This window comes from Frankia sp. Hr75.2 (assembly GCF_949319125.1).
Lineage (GTDB): Bacteria > Actinomycetota > Actinomycetes > Frankiales > Frankiaceae > Parafrankia > Parafrankia soli.
In genome coordinates this window covers 162,480-178,178 of record NZ_CASGGV010000111.1, presented here as the reverse complement: position 1 = coordinate 178,178, position 15,699 = coordinate 162,480, and the positions used below count along the sequence as shown (strand labels likewise).

The 15,699-nt window shown below is 73.3% G+C and carries 12 protein-coding genes; 4 read left to right on the top strand and 8 right to left on the bottom strand.

The features are described from left to right. Positions 1-103: 103 nt before the first annotated feature. From AC559T_RS10610 to AC559T_RS10590, 5 genes are all read right to left on the bottom strand, one after another. A complete protein-coding gene (locus AC559T_RS10610) occupies positions 104-733 on the bottom strand; it encodes a hypothetical protein (RefSeq protein WP_498868585.1) in 630 nt (209 codons plus the stop codon). Positions 734-776: 43 nt separating this feature from the next. After that, positions 777-1,610 (bottom strand): hypothetical protein, encoded by an 834-nt coding sequence (locus AC559T_RS10605; protein ID WP_498868584.1) that lies wholly within the window; start codon positions 1,608-1,610, stop codon positions 777-779. A gap of 210 nt (positions 1,611-1,820) precedes the next feature. Then, the gene (sucD, locus tag AC559T_RS10600; protein ID WP_020463421.1) at positions 1,821-2,693 is read right to left on the bottom strand and encodes a succinate--CoA ligase subunit alpha; all 873 of its coding nucleotides are present in this window, start codon (positions 2,691-2,693) and stop codon (positions 1,821-1,823) included. A 22-nt stretch (positions 2,694-2,715) separates the two neighbouring features. Then, positions 2,716-3,882, bottom strand: coding sequence for an ADP-forming succinate--CoA ligase subunit beta (gene sucC / locus AC559T_RS10595; RefSeq protein ID WP_071066100.1), 1,167 nt, complete (start codon positions 3,880-3,882; stop codon positions 2,716-2,718). A 466-nt stretch (positions 3,883-4,348) separates the two neighbouring features. Continuing rightward, positions 4,349-6,139: a protein kinase domain-containing protein gene (locus AC559T_RS10590; RefSeq protein ID WP_131625055.1), complete on the bottom strand. Its 1,791-nt coding sequence runs from the start codon at positions 6,137-6,139 to the stop codon at positions 4,349-4,351. A gap of 358 nt (positions 6,140-6,497) precedes the next feature. On the opposite strand from AC559T_RS10590, the gene AC559T_RS10585 reads away from it, so the two are divergent. The 3 genes from AC559T_RS10585 to AC559T_RS10575 all read left to right on the top strand — a co-directional run bounded on the left by AC559T_RS10585 (position 6,498) and on the right by AC559T_RS10575 (position 9,971). Beyond that, positions 6,498-8,078: a carboxyl transferase domain-containing protein gene (locus AC559T_RS10585; protein WP_498868583.1), complete on the top strand. Its 1,581-nt coding sequence runs from the start codon at positions 6,498-6,500 to the stop codon at positions 8,076-8,078. Beyond that, the gene (locus tag AC559T_RS10580) at positions 8,065-9,006 is read left to right on the top strand and encodes a lipase family alpha/beta hydrolase (RefSeq protein ID WP_071066103.1); all 942 of its coding nucleotides are present in this window, start codon (positions 8,065-8,067) and stop codon (positions 9,004-9,006) included. The genes AC559T_RS10585 and AC559T_RS10580 overlap by 14 nt, the downstream gene beginning before the upstream one ends. A 275-nt stretch (positions 9,007-9,281) precedes the next feature. Beyond that, positions 9,282-9,971, top strand: a complete 690-nt coding sequence (locus tag AC559T_RS10575) for a M23 family metallopeptidase (RefSeq protein ID WP_498868582.1) — start codon at positions 9,282-9,284, stop codon at positions 9,969-9,971. Between the two features lie 49 nt (positions 9,972-10,020). Here AC559T_RS10575 and AC559T_RS10570 read toward each other — a convergent pair whose 3' ends face one another. Then, positions 10,021-10,605 carry a hypothetical protein gene (locus AC559T_RS10570; protein ID WP_498868581.1) on the bottom strand — a complete coding sequence of 195 codons (585 nt, stop codon included), beginning with the start codon at positions 10,603-10,605 and terminating at the stop codon, positions 10,021-10,023. Here AC559T_RS10570 and AC559T_RS10565 point away from each other — a divergent pair. Continuing rightward, positions 10,591-10,959, top strand: a complete 369-nt coding sequence (locus AC559T_RS10565) for an FAD-dependent monooxygenase (RefSeq protein ID WP_498868580.1) — start codon at positions 10,591-10,593, stop codon at positions 10,957-10,959. The genes AC559T_RS10570 and AC559T_RS10565 overlap by 15 nt on opposite strands. 43 nt (positions 10,960-11,002) lie before the next feature. Here AC559T_RS10565 and pcrA read toward each other — a convergent pair whose 3' ends face one another. Then, complete coding sequence (gene pcrA, locus AC559T_RS10560; RefSeq protein ID WP_498868579.1) at positions 11,003-13,594, bottom strand: DNA helicase PcrA; 2,592 nt, start codon at positions 13,592-13,594, stop codon at positions 11,003-11,005. A gap of 173 nt (positions 13,595-13,767) precedes the next feature. Then, positions 13,768-15,198, bottom strand: coding sequence for a pyridoxal-phosphate dependent enzyme (locus AC559T_RS10555; RefSeq protein WP_498868578.1), 1,431 nt, complete (start codon positions 15,196-15,198; stop codon positions 13,768-13,770). Between the last annotated feature and the right edge of the window lie 501 nt (positions 15,199-15,699).

The following is a 15,699-nucleotide window of genomic DNA, read 5'->3' as shown; positions in this document are numbered from 1 at the left end:
AGATATACGAGAACGACCCAGGTCGGTAACAGGACACGCCGGTCGCACCGCTCCGGCCGGCCACGCCGGTACGATCCCGGCCGCCGCCGCCCCCACCTGAGCGCTAACCCTCGGCCCGCGCGCGGCGCAGCGCCCACGCACAGGCGACGAGTTCGACCGTCGTGCCCGCGAGCCCGGCGAACAGCCCGTCCCGGGCCACACCGGGCATCGCCGGATGGCCGCCGGCCGGCAGGACGGGATCGACCATGGCCGGCGCCGTCATCCACCCGATCAGGATCGCCATCACCGCCGCGCCGGCGACGGCAACGGCGACGGCGGCGGTCAGCCGGGCGGGCGGCGTGTCGGCGACCCGCAGCGCCACCCGGGCCGCGAGGCCGCCGAATCCGTCGGCGCCATCGGAACCGCGCGGCGCGCGCGCGAGTCGCGCCGTGGCCCATCCGCGTACGTCGTGGTGACGGCGGTGGGCCCAGCCGAGCATCCGGTCCTCGGCACGAGACAAAACCGGGAGACGTCGGATGATCAGGGGAAGGAGAACGCCGGCGGTCAGCAGCAGGCCGAGGACCAGCGCGAGGCGCCCGGCCGGACCGGCGTCCCAGCCGGCGGACGACGTCCCGTAGGCGGCGTCCGCCGGGGCGAACCAGGGGCGGAACCCGGAGATGAGGACCAGCGCGCCACCAGCCGCAAGCCCGTACGTGACCGGGCGGCCGGCGAACCGGCCAGCGGGTGGCGCCACTGGCTCTCTCCCTCCGTCACCGGACGTCGTCCGGTGAGGGGATCTAGCGATCCGACGGCGGCTGGCCGTAACCGCCCTGCGGCGGCTGGCCGTACCCGCCCGTGGGCGGCTGCTGCCCGTAACCACCGGCCGGCGGCTGCTGCCCGTAACCGGGCTGCTGACCATAGCCGCCCTGCTGCTGGCCGTAACCGCCCTGCTGCTGGCCATAACCGCCCTGCGGCGGCTGGCCGTACCCGCCCGTGGGCGGCTGCTGCCCGTAACCACCGGCCGGCGGCTGCTGCCCGTAACCGGCCGGCGGCTGCTGGCCGTACCCGGCGGGCGGCTGCTGGCCGTAGGGCTGGCCGTACCCGGCGGGCGGCTGGCCGTACGGGGGCTGGCCCTGGCCCGGCCAGCCACCGGGCTGCGGCGGCTGGCCCGTGACACCAGAACCGGAACGGATGTTCAGTACCCCGAACACCGTCTGCGCGATGGCCGCGATCAGCCCGATGAACAGGCCGTACGAAGCGCCGCCCTCAAAGCCTTCAGGAATCTTGGGGTAGGCGATCCAACGGATCAGAATCAGCAGCACGGCGAGCCCGGAGGCACCGGCCAGGACCAGCGGGAGCGGGACCGGGAGCGTCGGGAGGCGGAGATTGGCGACGAACGTGAGGGCCGCGGTCAGCCCCGCGACCGCGAGGAGGAGGAGGATGGCGAGCCATCCCCAGAACCAGCCACCGACGTCGGTGTTCCACGCGCTCGCGCTGTCGGAATAGGACGAGCCGAAGAAGTCGCCCTTGAGCGAGAACCACGCCAGGAAGCTGAAGATGAACGCTACGGCGCCGGCGGCCATGATCCCGACGTCGTTGGTCGCGACGTTACGACCACCAATCTGTACCACGACAACAATCCCCACTTCGTCAGGTCGGTCGGTCGGGTGGGCCGACCATCGTCCCACAGCCCACCCTGACCACATCAGGAGTCTTACAGCAACGCCGCAAGACGGAAAGCGTTCGCGTCCGCGTCCCCGCCCCAACGACCCAAAGAACCCCTGGACCGCCCGACGCGGGGGCCTTCCCCCAGGTCAGAGGAAGACCCCCCGCGAACAGAGCTACAACGAACGCATGATGTCAGCCATCAGTCGCGCCGTTTCGGTTGGGGTCTTGCCGACACGCACACCGGCCTTCTCGAGGGCCTCCTTCTTGGCCTGCGCGGTACCCGAGGAGCCCGAGACGATCGCGCCGGCGTGGCCCATGGTCTTGCCTTCCGGGGCGGTGAACCCGGCGACGTAACCCACGACGGGCTTCGTCACGTGCGCGTCGATGTGGGCCGCGGCACGCTCCTCCGCGTCACCGCCGATCTCACCGATCATGACGATCGCGTCGGTGCCCGGGTCGGCCTGGAACGCGTCGAGGGCGTCGATGTGCGTGGTCCCGATGACCGGGTCACCGCCGATGCCGACGCAGGTGGAGAAACCGAACTCACGCAGCTCGTACATCATCTGGTAGGTCAGCGTGCCGCTCTTGCTGACCAGGCCGATCCGCCCGCCCGGCGTGATGTCGGCGGGGATGATGCCGGCGTTGGAGACGCCCGGGCTGGCGATTCCGGGGCAGTTCGGCCCGATGATCCGGGTCGTGCCCTTGGACTGCGAGTAGGCGAAGAACTCGGTCGTGTCGTGCACCGGCACGCCCTCGGTGATGACGACGGCGAGCGGGATCGCGGCGTCGACCGCCTCGATCGCGGCATCCTTGGTGAACCTCGGCGGAACGAAGATCACCGAGACGTTGGCGCCGGTCTCGGCCATGGCGTCGGCCACCGAGCCGAAGACCGGGACCCCCTCGACCTGCTGGCCGACCTTGCGCGCGTTCACGCCGGCGACGACCTTGGTGCCCGCCGCCAGCATCCGCCGGGTGTGCTTGCTGCCCTCGCCACCGGTGATGCCCTGCACCACCACGCGGCTGTTCTCGTCAAGCCAGATAGCCATCGGTTGTGTCCTCCGACCCAGGTCAGGCCGCGGCCGCGGCGAGCTCGGCGGCGAGCTTCGCTGCGCCGTCCATCGTGTCCACCGGCTTGACCACCGGGAGGTTGGCCTCCTTCAGGATCCGGCGGCCCTCCTCGGCGTTGTTGCCGTCGAGACGCACCACCAGCGGGGTGCTGACGTCCCCGACGATGGCGAGCGCCTGGACGATGCCGTTCGCGACGGCGTCACAGGCCGTGATCCCGCCGAAGATGTTGACGAAGACGCTCTTCACGGACGGGTCGCTCAGGATGATCGACAGGCCGTTCGCCATCACCTCGGCCGAGGCGCCACCGCCGATGTCGAGGAAGTTCGCCGGCCGCTGGCCACCGAACTCCTCACCGGCGTAGGTCACGACGTCCAGCGTCGACATGACGAGGCCGGCACCGTTGCCGATGATCCCGACCTGGCCCTCGAGCTTGACGTAGTTGAGGCCCTTCTCCTTGGCCTTCTGCTCCAGCGGGTCGACCGCGGCGACGTCGACGAGCTCGGCGTTCTCCGGGTGCCGGAAATCCGCGTTCTCGTCCAGGGTCACCTTGCCGTCGAGCGCGATGACCTTGCCGTCGCCGGTCAGGATGAGCGGGTTCACCTCGACCAGCGTGGCGTCGGCCTTGACGAACACCTCCCACAGCTTCACCAGCAGCACGGACGCACCCTCGAGGGCGGCCTCGGGCAGCTTGGCGGCGACGGCGATCTCGCGGGCCTTGGCCGCGTCCACGCCGGTCAGCGGGTCGATGTGGATGCGCGCGAGCGCCTCCGGGTTGGTGGCCGCGACCTCCTCGATCTCCATGCCGCCCTCACGGGAGGCCATGGCGAGGAACGTGCGGTTCGCCCGGTCGAGCAGGAAGGAGGCGTAGTACTCCTCCGCGATGTTGCTGGCCTGCTCGACGAGGACGGAGTGGACCGTGTGGCCCTTGATGTCCATCCCCAGGATCGCCGACGCCTTCTCGAACGCGTCGTCGGGCCCGTCGGCGACCTTCACACCGCCGGCCTTGCCTCGGCCTCCGGCCTTGACCTGAGCCTTGACGACCACCTTGCCGCCGAGCTCGGTCGCGATCTCACGTGCCTGTTGGGGGGTTGTGGCAATCTTCCCGGTGGGTACCGGTACGCCATGTTCGGCGAAAAGCTTCTTCGCCTGGTATTCGAAGAGATCCACGGTCCGTCCAGTCGGATGCGGTCGGTCAGGGGATGCACAGAACGCCTGCGAGCCTACTGACGAGGCCGTTGGGACGCTCGGCGCCGACCGGTGACCCAGAGTTGATCCCCGTCACCTCCTCCACGGGCACCGCCCGGCCCCGCACCCCCGCCGCGCACCCGTCCGCCGGGCCGGCCGGCGCGCTTTCGTGCCAGCGGCACTTCGCGCGGAACCCTCGTCAGGAGTGCGGGTTTCGCTTCATTTCGTGTCCGGGACGGCCCGCGAGACCGGCAACCGCAGGGACACCGCGGGGCAACACGCCCCGTGGCGGACCGTTACCAGGCCCGCGCGCGGGCGCACCGGCCTCGGTTTCCCACCGCGACGGCACACTCGGATATGTCCGATCTCACACAACCATGGGGAACACTGATCAGCTCACGGAGGAGATACGCGCCGCGAGAGCCCTTCCGCTCCGCAGAGAAGTTCCTCAGAGAATGAGCCGCACCAGGGCCGCGATCACCGCGCTCGTGGCGATGCCGAGCCACCCCAGGCCGATGCCCACCGTCGCGGCGAGCGAGCCCCGCTGGCCCCGGCGGCGGATCTGCAGCCGCCCGACATGGCCCAGCGCCACCGCCGCGACGCTGCCGAGGCCAAAGATCCACAGGATGCCCAGGGCCAGCGACAGCAGCGCGCAGGTGTTCCACCGCTCGAAGGGCCCAGGGCCCTGACCGGCGCGGCGGGCGGGCGACGCGCGGCCGCCGGGGGCCGGCGGCCGGGCCGCCTGTCCCGCCTGTCCCGCCTGTCCCGCCGGCCCGTGGTGCCCGGCCGGCCCGACGGGCGGCGGGTACCCGGCGGGCGCCTCCGGCACGGCCGCGGGCGCGACGGGCCCGCCCGGCCGCGCCTGGGCGTACCCGCTCGGTACCGGGAACGGCGCCGGCCCCGCGGAGGTACGTCCGGGCTGGTAGGGCGGCTGCGCCGGATCAGCGCCGGCCGCCGGCCGCCCGGACGCCGCCGCTCCCCGCGCCGGCCACGATCGCGGGTCGGGCGGAGCGGCCGGCGGCATCGGGTCAGCCGGGCGGTACGTGGATTCGCCGCCGGGGCCGCCCGGGCCGCGCCGCGCGAGACCGGGACCGGAGGTCGCGCGGAACGCCGAGGCCGGCGGCGGTGGACCCAGCGGGCCCGACGCGGTGGGTGGCGACGGCAACGACGGCCCCGGTGCCGACGACGACCCGGGCGTCGACGACGGGGTGGGCGCCGCGGGCGGTCCCGGCGCCGGAGAGACCCCCGGCAGCCAGGCGGCCCCCGGCGAGTTGGCCCATCCGGACGGGCTGGAACGCGACGGCCCACTCGAAGCCGGCCGGGCGGGAGGGCGCGCGGCCACGGCCGGCGGCGTGCCGAACGCCGGCGACGGCCCCGTCCAGGTCTGCTCGAGGACGGACCCCGCGGCCGCGTCGGCGTCGGTGACGCCGTGTACCTCATGCCCGACGAGCGCGGCCAGCAGACCGGACGCCCCCGGTCGCTCGCGCGGTGCCTTGGCCAGCGCCTGGCCGACCAGGCCGCGCAGGTAGGGCGGAACCGCGTCGAGGTCGGGCTCGTCGCGCTGGACGCGCTGCGCCAGCAGGTCGGGGGCGTCGGCGTGGAACGGGTGGCGACCGGTCGTGGCGTAGGTGACGCAGCTCGCCCAGGCGAAGACGTCCGCCGCGGTGCCGGCCGGTTCGCCGCGCATCTGCTCCGGCGCCATCCACGCCAGGGTGCCGATGACATGACCGGTCCTGGTCAGGGTGGCGCTGTCGGTGAGCTGCGCGATGCCGAAGTCGATGACCTTGGGGCCGTCCCAGGCGAGCAGGATGTTCGACGGCTTCAGGTCGCGGTGGACGACGCCCGCCGCGTGGATCGCGACCAGCGCGTCGGCGAGGCCGACAGCCAGCCCGCGCACGAGGTGCGCCTCCAGCCGCCCCCGGCGGCGGACGGCGTCGGCCAGGCTGACGCCCTCGACGTACTCGGTCACCATCCACGGCTGGGCGGCGCTCGTGTCCGCGTCCAGCACGCTGGCCACGGCACCGCCCCGGACCCGCAGCGCGGCCCGGACCTCGCGCTCGAAGCGGGACCGGAACTCGTCGTCCTCGGACAGCTCGGCGGCGGCCACCTTCACCGCGACCGGTTCGGAGCCAGGGGTGAAGCCGAGGTAGACGGTGCCCATCCCGCCGGCACCGATCCGGTTGTGGAGCCGGTACCGGCCGACCTGCCTCGGGTCGTCGTCCGTCAGCGGTGTGAGCATGACTCCCCTCGGCCGGCCGGGCGCCGTGTGACCGCTCCACGAACAGAGCACACAAGACTATTCCGCACCTTATGACGCACGGCCGACGGGTCAGCGACAGCGGGCGACAACGTAACCGCACCCTGCCGGCGTCCAGGACGATTTCCGAGCCTGCCTCGCCCGCCTCATCCCAGCCGCGGCATCCCACCTGCGGCGCCCCGGCCGCGGGACGGCGTGCCGGCGCCGGACGATTCAGGACCCCGGCGGGAACGGGCAGACCGGCCGGCTGTGGCGGGCCGACGGTGACCGGGGGCGGGCGGACGAGCGATCCCACACGTCACAGCACTGCCGGAGCCGATCGCGGCGAGGATCTGTAGGCATGGCTGAGCGCGATTCCACCGCCACGGCCCGGGACTGGCGGGCCGCCGTCCTGGCCGATGTCATCCGCCGGCCCGCCGTCGCCGGCGCGCCCAACCGCCTCGGCTGGCCGGGCTACGACGGACGTCCCGCGCTGTGGTGGGGCACCGGCCCGGTCGAGGGCGTGGACGCCGTCGTCGCGGTCTGGGACTTCGCGGTCAACGGGGGCAGCTTCGGGGAGGCCGACGCGGGCGCGTTCGCGGACGCGGCGGCCGCGGCCGTCGCCGGGCGGCTTCCGCTGGTGTCACTCGTGCGCAGCGGTGGGACGCGGCTGCAGGAGGGCGTGGCCGGGCTGGTGGGGCTGGCCCGGGTGTCCCTCGCGCTCGCCGAGGTCGCCGCGGCGGGCCTCCCCCATGTCGCCGTCTCGGACCAGCCGACCACCGGCGGGATGTGGGTCACCGTGGGCTCCCGCGCCGATCTGCGGTGCGCCGTGCTGGGCGCGACGGTGGGGTTCGCCGGGCCCCGGGTGGTGGCCGCGGTCACCGGCGAGGCTCCCCCGGCCGGCGCCAGCCACACGGCGGCGGCCGCCCACGCCGCCGGGCTGGTGGACGCGGCCGTCGCGCCAGCCGCCGTCGCCTCGTGGCTGCGGCGCGCGCTGGACGCGGTCGCCGTTCCCGCCCGTGTCCTGCCCGCCGCGCGCACGCCCGACCGGCCCGCCAGGACAGACGCCGACGGCGACCGGGCCGGCATCGCCGACAACAGCCGGGCCGACGCCAGCCGGGCGGGGAGTGGGCCGGCGCCGGCCCGCGGCGGGTGGGAGCAGGTCCTCGCCGCCCGCACCGGCCAGCGCAGGCATGCGGGCGACATCCTGGACGGCCTGTTCCCCGCCGGGGTGGACCTGACCGGCCCGGATCGCACGGTGCGCGCCCGGGTCGGCCGGCTGGCCGGGACGCCCGTCACCGACGGGGAACACAGCGCCGACGGGGAATTGAGCGCAGGCGGTGAACCCGGCGCAGGCGGGCTCGGGCCGCGCGCCGTGGGGGTCGCGCTGGCGGTCGAACGCGGCGGCGCGCCGGGGCCGGCCGGGTACCGGCTGCTCGTGCGGGCCGCGGGCCTCGCCAGCCGGCTCGGCCTGCCACTCGTCACGCTGGTCGACACCCCGGGGGCGGAGTGCGGGCCAGCGGCCGAGGCGGGTGGCATCGCGGCCGAGATCGGCGCGGCGATGGCGGAGGTGCTCGGCTGCGCGTCGCCGACGCTCTCCGTGATCGTCGGTGAGGGCGGCTCGGGTGGGGCGCTGGCGGCGTGCTGTACCGATGTGGTCCTGATGTCGCCGGACAGTTACGTCACGGCGCTGTCACCCGAGGGCACGGCCACCACGCTCCGGATCAGCGTCGAGCAGGCCGCGGACACCGCGGGGCTGCGCCCGTCGGACCTGGTCAGCCTGGGTTTCGCCGACGGCGTCCTCACGCCGCGCGACACCGGTCCGCCCGGCCTGGCACACCGGGTGACCGAGGTGCTGACCGAGCTGACGATGCGCGACAGTGATGTCCGCCTTCGCCAACGAAGGGCAAAATGGTCGACAGGATTGGGTGGCTTTCTGTAACGTCGTTAACCCAACCTGCCACGGGAGACAGGTCGTCACGAAGGGGACGGTCATCGGCACTCGGCTGTTCACCCGAATCGGCGGCGCCCAGCTCGACGGCGTGAAGGGCCTCGTGGTCGAGGCCGCCTGCCTGGCCACCCACGCCGCGCTCTACCCGGCCGCGGCACTGCCGCGCCGGCGCCGCGACGACGACGGACTCGCCGACCGCTACCGGCTCGCCGGCCTGACACCATTGCAACGCGGCCTGCTCATCGGCGACCCGATGGCGGCCGGGACGCCGATCCTGCTGGTACACGGCCTCGTCGACAACCGGTCCGTGTTCGCCCGGCTGGAACGCTCCCTGCGCCGCCGCGGCTTCACGACTGTGACCTCGGTGGACATCCCGCTGTTCGCAACGAGCGTCCAGGCGGCCGCGGCGCAGCTCGCCGAGACCGTCGAGCAGGTCGCCGGCCGCCACGGCGACACCGGCGTGCACATCGTCGCCCACTCGCTCGGCGGCCTGGTGGCCCGCTACTACGTGCAGCGGCTCGGCGGCGGCGACCACGTGCAGACCCTGGTCACGCTGGCGACGCCACACAACGGCACCCGGCTGGCCTGCCTGGTTCCGAAGGCCGTCTCCTACCGGCTCGTCAGCCAGCTTCGCCCCGGTTCACCGCTGCTGAGGGAGCTCGTCGAGCCGGCTCCCGGCGTCCGGACCCGCTTCATCGCCGTCGCCGGCGGCCTCGACACGGTGGTCCGCCCGGGCGAGGCGGCGCTCACCCATCCCGACCTGGTGACCGAGAACGTGGTCGTCGAGGGGGCGGGGCACCACGGCCTGCCGTTCAGCAGCGGGGTGGCGCACATGATCGCCCGCAGGCTGGCCACGGACTCCGCCGGCGGTCGCCAACCGTCACAGACCACCACGAAAGTGCCACATCTTTGTGGCTAGCTAGGGGTATCTGTCCGAATCGCACGGTGTAGCCTCCTCATCGGTTTAGAGGTCCCCCTCCCCGACCGGTTTGTCCGGCGGATGCCTTGCGACCATGGGAGTGCGTGTTGATGCGACCGCAGTTCCCGAGATCCGAACACGGAGCACGCCGCCGCCGGAATGCTGGATCCTCCGACGAGCAGGACTCGTCCGCGTTCGGTAGATCGGGTTTCACCGCCGTCCAGCTACGGCGCACGGGTGTCGCCACCGCGGTGGCGTCCACCATCGGGCTTGTCATGATCAACAGTACCGGGGTGGCGCACTCGGAGACCTCCCCGTCGCCCGAGATCCGACCGACCGGCACTGTGCTCGGCGCGTCCGCCGGCCCGAGCGGTACCGCGCCGGGAACGGTCAACGTCATCTCCGCCGACGGAACGGACGATCTCTCCGCCGGGGCCCCCGACGGCGAGGCCGCCGAGGCCCAGCGCCGGCTGAGCGCCTACCTGCAGGTCACCGACCAGATCGTGGCCCGCGAGGCCGCGGCCACGTTGAGCCAGCACGCCGCGGCGACCGCCGCCGAGACCGAGCGGCTGGAGGCCGCCCGGTGGGTCCGCCCGATCGAGGCACGGATCACCCAGGGATTCGGCGGCGCCAACCGTCACATCGGCGTGGACTTCGGCGCGGCGCACGGGACGCCGATCCACGCGGCGCACCGCGGCACCGTCATCTACGCCGGCTGGGAGTCGGGATACGGCAATTTTGTGCAGATCATGCACGAGAACAACGTGGTGACCAGCTACGGCCACCTGTCGCGCATCGACGTGCGACTCGGGCAGGAGGTCGCCACCGGCGAGCAGATCGGCCTGGAGGGCAACACCGGCAAGTCCACCGGTCCGCACCTGCACTTCGAGGTCCGCCTCAACGGCCAGTACGGGACGAAGGTCGACCCGCTGACCTGGCTCGCCGGTCACGGCGTCCACTACTGAGACCGAGCCTGGTGCGACCGAGTCGCCGAGGCCGAGCCGCTAGCTCGGGTCACCGGCCTCCGGCGACTCGCCCCGCACACCGGCGAGCAACAGCTCGGTGAGCGTGCCGACGACTTCCTCGTCGGAGAAGCCGGCCTCGTTCGACGGAAGCAGGGCGTAGGCCAGCGTCGACAGCAGCGCCCCCCATCGCCGCGGCGACGAGAACCGGCTCGCCGGGCAGCCGGTGGCCGCGGTCCCGCAGGTACTCCAGGTGCTCGCGCAGCACGGCCGTGTCCTGGACGAGCTGCTCCCACAGGGCATCCGACCGGACCCCCCGGGTGATGGCCGACTTGTACAGCGCGACCACGACCGGCAGGTTGGCCCGCATCACTCGCCAGGCCACGGCCAGGTGCGCACGCATCTGCGCGCGGTCGGTGAGGTCGTGCTCGCGGGGATGCTCCGTGCCATCCCCCGGTTCCTCCCCCGCGCCCGGCATCGCCCCGTCCGCCATCGCCTCGCCCGCCTGCCCGTGCATGTCGGCCAGCAGGGCCTGCAGCAGGTTCTCCTTCAGCGGGCCGTCGCCGTCCTGCGCGCGACGACCCGCGTGCACGGCGGCACGCTCCTGCACACCCTGCCGCTCGTGCGTGGTCACCATGACGGCCGGATCGTCCTGATCGGCGACGCGGCCCATCCGGTGGGCGCCGGGCAGGGCGCGTCGATGGCGCTGGAGGACGCCGTCGTCCTCGCGCGGGAGCTCGGCCGGCGGACCACTACGAGCGACGCGCTGGCGGTCTACGACCGGCTGCGCGGCGACCGGCTCGGGAAAATGGTGAAGGCCGCCATCGCGAACCGCGATGCCAAGACCGCGGGCCCGGTGGCCGCCCGGCTGCGTGACCTGATCATGCCGATCGTCTTCCCGCGGATGTACGAACGGGCGACCGGCTGGCTCTACGACTACGACCTCGGTGCCCTGCCGACCGCGGCGTCGGCGACAGCCGACGCGGGCTGACCTCGCCCCACGCCCCACGCCGCCGCGCCGCCAGACCTCCGGGCTAGAGCTTCTCGACCGGGGCGTAGCGCAGGAGGAGGTCCTTCGTGCCGGTCTCGGCGCCGAAGTCGACCTTGGCCTGGCGCGAGTCCCCCACCCCGCTCGTCGTGACGACCACACCGAGACCGAACGTGTCGTGGGTGACACGGTCGCCGGGGGTCAGCTCGATGATCGGACGCGCCGCCGGGCGGCTGGGCTTCGCCCCGAACGGGGAGCTCGGCAGCTTCCCGCCGGACCCACCGGAACCGTTGCCCGCGCCCGCCGACCCACCGCCGGAGAACCGCCCACCGCCCGCGGCCGGGGCAGGCTCGGGCAGCCGCCGCCACTCCACGAGCGAGTCCGGCACCTCCCCCAGGAACCGGGACGGCGGGTTGTAGGCCGGCTGCCCCCAGGCGCTGCGTACCTGGGACCTGGTGAGGTACAGCCTCGCACGGGCCCGGGTGACGCCCACGTAGGCGAGCCGGCGCTCCTCCTCCAGCCCGGTCGGGTCACCAAGCGTGCGCATGTGCGGGAAGACGCCGTCCTCGAGCCCGGTCAGGAACACGACGGGGAACTCGAGGCCCTTCGCGCTGTGCAGGGTCATCAGCGTGACCACGCCGTCCGAGCCGTCGTCGTCGGGTATCTGGTCGGCGTCGGCGACGAGCGCCACCTGCTCCAGGAACTCGGCGAGGGTGCCGTCCGGGCGCCGCTCGGTGAACTCCTGGACGACCCCGACGAGTTCGCGCAGGTTCTCCACCCGGCCCTGTGCCTCGATGGTGTCCTCCGCGACCAGCTCCGAGAGGTAGCCCGTCCGTTCCAGCGTCGCCTCGATCACGGCCAGCGGGCCAGCGGGCAGCTGCTCGCGCAGGCCCTCCAGGAGGGCGACGAAATCTCGGATCGAGCGGGCCGACCTGGTCGCCACGCCGGGTACCTCGTCCACCCGGGTGAGCGCCTCGGAGAAGGCGATCCGCTCCCGCTCGGCGAAGGCCGAGACCATCGCCTCCGCGCGGTCACCGATGCCGCGCCGCGGAACGTTCAGGATGCGCCGCAGGTTCACCGTGTCCGTCGGGTTCACCAGCACCCGCAGGTAGGCGAGAAGATCACGGATCTCGCGGCGCTCGTAGAACCGGACGCCGCCGACGACCCGGTACGGCAGGCCGACCCGGATGAAGATCTCCTCGAACACGCGGCTCTGCGCGTTCGTCCGGTAGAAGACGGCGACGTCCGCCGGCCTGGCCAGGTTCTCGTCGCCGAGGCGGTCGATCTCCTCCGCGACGAACGCGGCCTCGTCGTGCTCGTTGTCGGCGACGAAGCCGACGATCCGCTCGCCGTCACCGGCGTCCGACCACAGGCGCTTGGGCTTGCGCTGGGCGTTGCGGGCGATGACCGCGTTCGCCGCGGAGAGGATCGTCTGCGTGGAGCGGTAGTTCTGCTCCAGCAGGATGACCGCCGCGTTCGGGAAGTCCTGCTCGAACTCGACGATGTTGCGGATGTTCGCGCCACGGAAGGCGTAGATCGACTGGTCCGCGTCACCGACGACACACAGCTCCGCGGGCGGAACGGCACCCGACGGCGGCACCGCCTTCGCGGGCCACCCCGCCCCGTCGGGCTCAGCGGAACCGCCGTACTCCGAGGAACCGTCGGGCTCCGCGGAACCGCCGGAGTACACAGCCTCGCCGGAGCCCGCAGCCGGCTCGTCAGCCGAGGACGCCGAGCGGCCCACGAGCTCACGGATGAGCACGTACTGGGCGTGGTTGGTGTCCTGGTACTCGTCCACCAGGACGTGGCGGAACCGGCGCCTGTAGTGCTCGGCGACGTCCGGGAACGCCTGTAGCAGGTTGACCGTGGTCATGATCAGGTCGTCGAAGTCCAGCGCGTTCGCCTGGGTCAGGCGCTGCTGGTAGGCGGCGTAGACCTCGGCGACCGTGCGCTCGATGTGGTTCGTGGCCCTGTCCCGGGCCGTCTCCCAGTCGACCAGCTCGTTCTTCAGCGCACTGATCGCCGCGGCGAGCCCACGGGCCGTGTGCCGCTTCGGATCGAGGTCGAGATCCCTGGTGACCAGCGTGATGAGGCGCTGGGCGTCCGCCGCGTCGTAGATCGAGAAGGAGGAGCCGAAGCCAAGCCGGCTCGCCTCCGAGCGCAGGATGCGCACGCAGGCGGAGTGGAAGGTGCTCACCCACATCGCCCGGGCGCGGCCGCCCACGATCGCCTCGACGCGCTCCTTCATCTCGCCGGCGGCCTTGTTGGTGAAGGTGATCGCGAGGATCTCGCCGGGCCGCGCGCCGCGCGCCGCGAGCAGGTACGCGATCCGGTGCGTGAGCACGCGGGTCTTGCCGGACCCGGCACCCGCGACGACCAGCAACGGCGAGCCGGCATGCACCACCGCGGCACGCTGCTGCGGGTTGAGCCCCTCGAGCAGCTCGTCCGGGTCGAGCCTGGGCGCCCGGGCGCGGGTGGCGCCGCCCTGCTCGAGCACCGCCGGGCCGAAGGCCCCACGGGACGCCCGACCGCCACCGGGAAGATCACCGTGCGGCTCGTGGTCGTCGCCGGAGCCGGCCGGGGCACCGCCGTCGACCAGGGCCCCGGGGCCGAAGGTGTCGTCGAAAAGAGTGCTCATCAGACCTCGATCGTACGTTCGACGGGCCAACCACCCGGCGCCGCGGCCACGCCGACCGCCACGCCATGCTGCCGGGCGGGTCCGACACTTCCATGCCCCGCCCGAGCCCTCGCGGCCGGGTCTCGCCTGCCCCAACCTCCGGGCACAGGCCCGCCGGTCGGCGCCGCGGGCGGTCAGGCAACCGTTCGACGGCCCGCGGCCGAGCCGGCCGAGCCGGCCGGGTCGGCACCGACGCTGCCGGTACCGGCAGCGCTGAGAGCACCAGCGCCGGCGCCGGCGAGTGCGGCGACCCTGGCGTCGACGGCCGGGTCAAGGTTGCCGCCGGAGATCACCACCGCGGTGGGCCCGACCGCGAGCCGGGGGGTCCGCAGCAACGCGGCGACACCCGCCGCGCCCGCGGGCTCCACCCGCTGGCCCGCCCGGCGCAGCAGGACCATCGCCTCCCAGAACGCACTCTCGTCGACCGTGACGACGTCGTCGACGAGACGGGTGGCGAGCTCGAGGGTGAGCCGCCCGGGCGCGGCCACGGCCATCCCGTCGGCGATGGTGCCGGCGGCGGTTCCCGGCTGGCCGACCGTCTCCGTCGTGCCGGCGCTGCCCGGGGGCACCGTGACGCGGCGACCGGCGCGGAAGGATGTGGCGAAGGCCGGCGCGGCGGCGGACTGGACGCCGATGACGCGGACGTCCGGGCGCAGGCCCTTGATCGCTACGGCAAGGCCACACAGGAGACCACCACCGCCGACTCCGACGATGACGGTGGCGAGGTTCGGGACCTGCTCGAGCAGTTCCAGCCCGATCGTCCCCTGCCCGGCGATGACGGCGGCGTCGTCGAAGGGATGGACCAGCAGCCGGCCGCCCTCGTTCGCGAACGCGGCCGCCGCCGCGAGCGCCGCGTCGACCCCGCCCGGGACGTACTCGACCCGGGCGCCCCAACGCCGGGTGCTGGCGACCTTCGACGGGTTGGCGCTCTCCGGCACGAAGATCGTCGCTTCGACGCCGAACCGGGCCGCGGCGAAGGCGACGCCCTGCGCGTGGTTACCCGCGCTCGCGGCCACGACCCCCCGCTCGCGGGCGTGCGGGCCAGCGGCCGCGATCCGGTGATATGCGCCGCGCAGCTTGAACGAACCGGTGTGCTGCTCGTGTTCGCACTTGAGCCAGACCGGCGAGCCGGTGAGCCGGGTCAGGTCGGCGTCGGCCACGACCCGGGTGCGCCGGGCGACCCCCCGCAGCCCGTCGGCGGCGGCCACCACGTCGGCGACGTCGACCGCCAGCGCGCCGACCGACAGCGCCTCTGCAGCCAGCGTTCCTGCCGGCGCCGTGGCATCGGGCGGCAGCGGGGTGCCGTTGCCTGGGCGGCATCCTGCTTCCCGGCCGGACGCGGCCGCTCGGGGGCCGAACGTGCGTCGCGTGGACGCCCTGCGCGCGCTGCCTGGCCGCAGCAGCCCCGGCCGCGCTCCGACCCGGGCGGCGGCCGGGGTGACCGGAGTTACGGCCGGAGCTGCCACGGCCTCGCGATCTCCCGTGTCGTCAGCGTCAGCCGTGTCGCCCACCCGGGACGGCGAGGCGCCGGTAGCCGAGGGCCCGCTCACGGATGGTGATGTCATCGAAGATCTCCTGGGTGGCTCGGCGGCCACCTCGCTGTGGCCGCGGCAAACAAAAAAGCCCCCCGCCGTAGGGCGGAAGGGCTGGGCGCGCGACCCGTTCGAGGACGGTCACGCGCCTACGTAATCACCATGAGGTGCTGCGGCACTCATCCAGCGTGCTCCGCGGCTCGGGCGTAGTCAAACCGGCCCCTCCACCGGGGAACCACCGCAGCGGCAGGTGTGCGGGCGCACCGGCCGCCCGGCTTCCACGGTCCGCGGCGCCGGGGAGATCACCGACGGGCGCGGCGCCGACGACCCGTCAACCGCGCACGGGAACACCCTAAATGCCCCGATTCGGGCAGTGTTCGCCGTCTTTTTGCTCCACAAACAAGACGTACGGCCCACAACCCGCCAACAAGAATGTCTCGCAAGAGATCTCGACGGGTACGGAAGTCGCCTGGGAAGTCACCAGCGCGGTGCCGCCGGGAACGGCGGCGAATGGCGTCTGGCGAGATGCGGGAG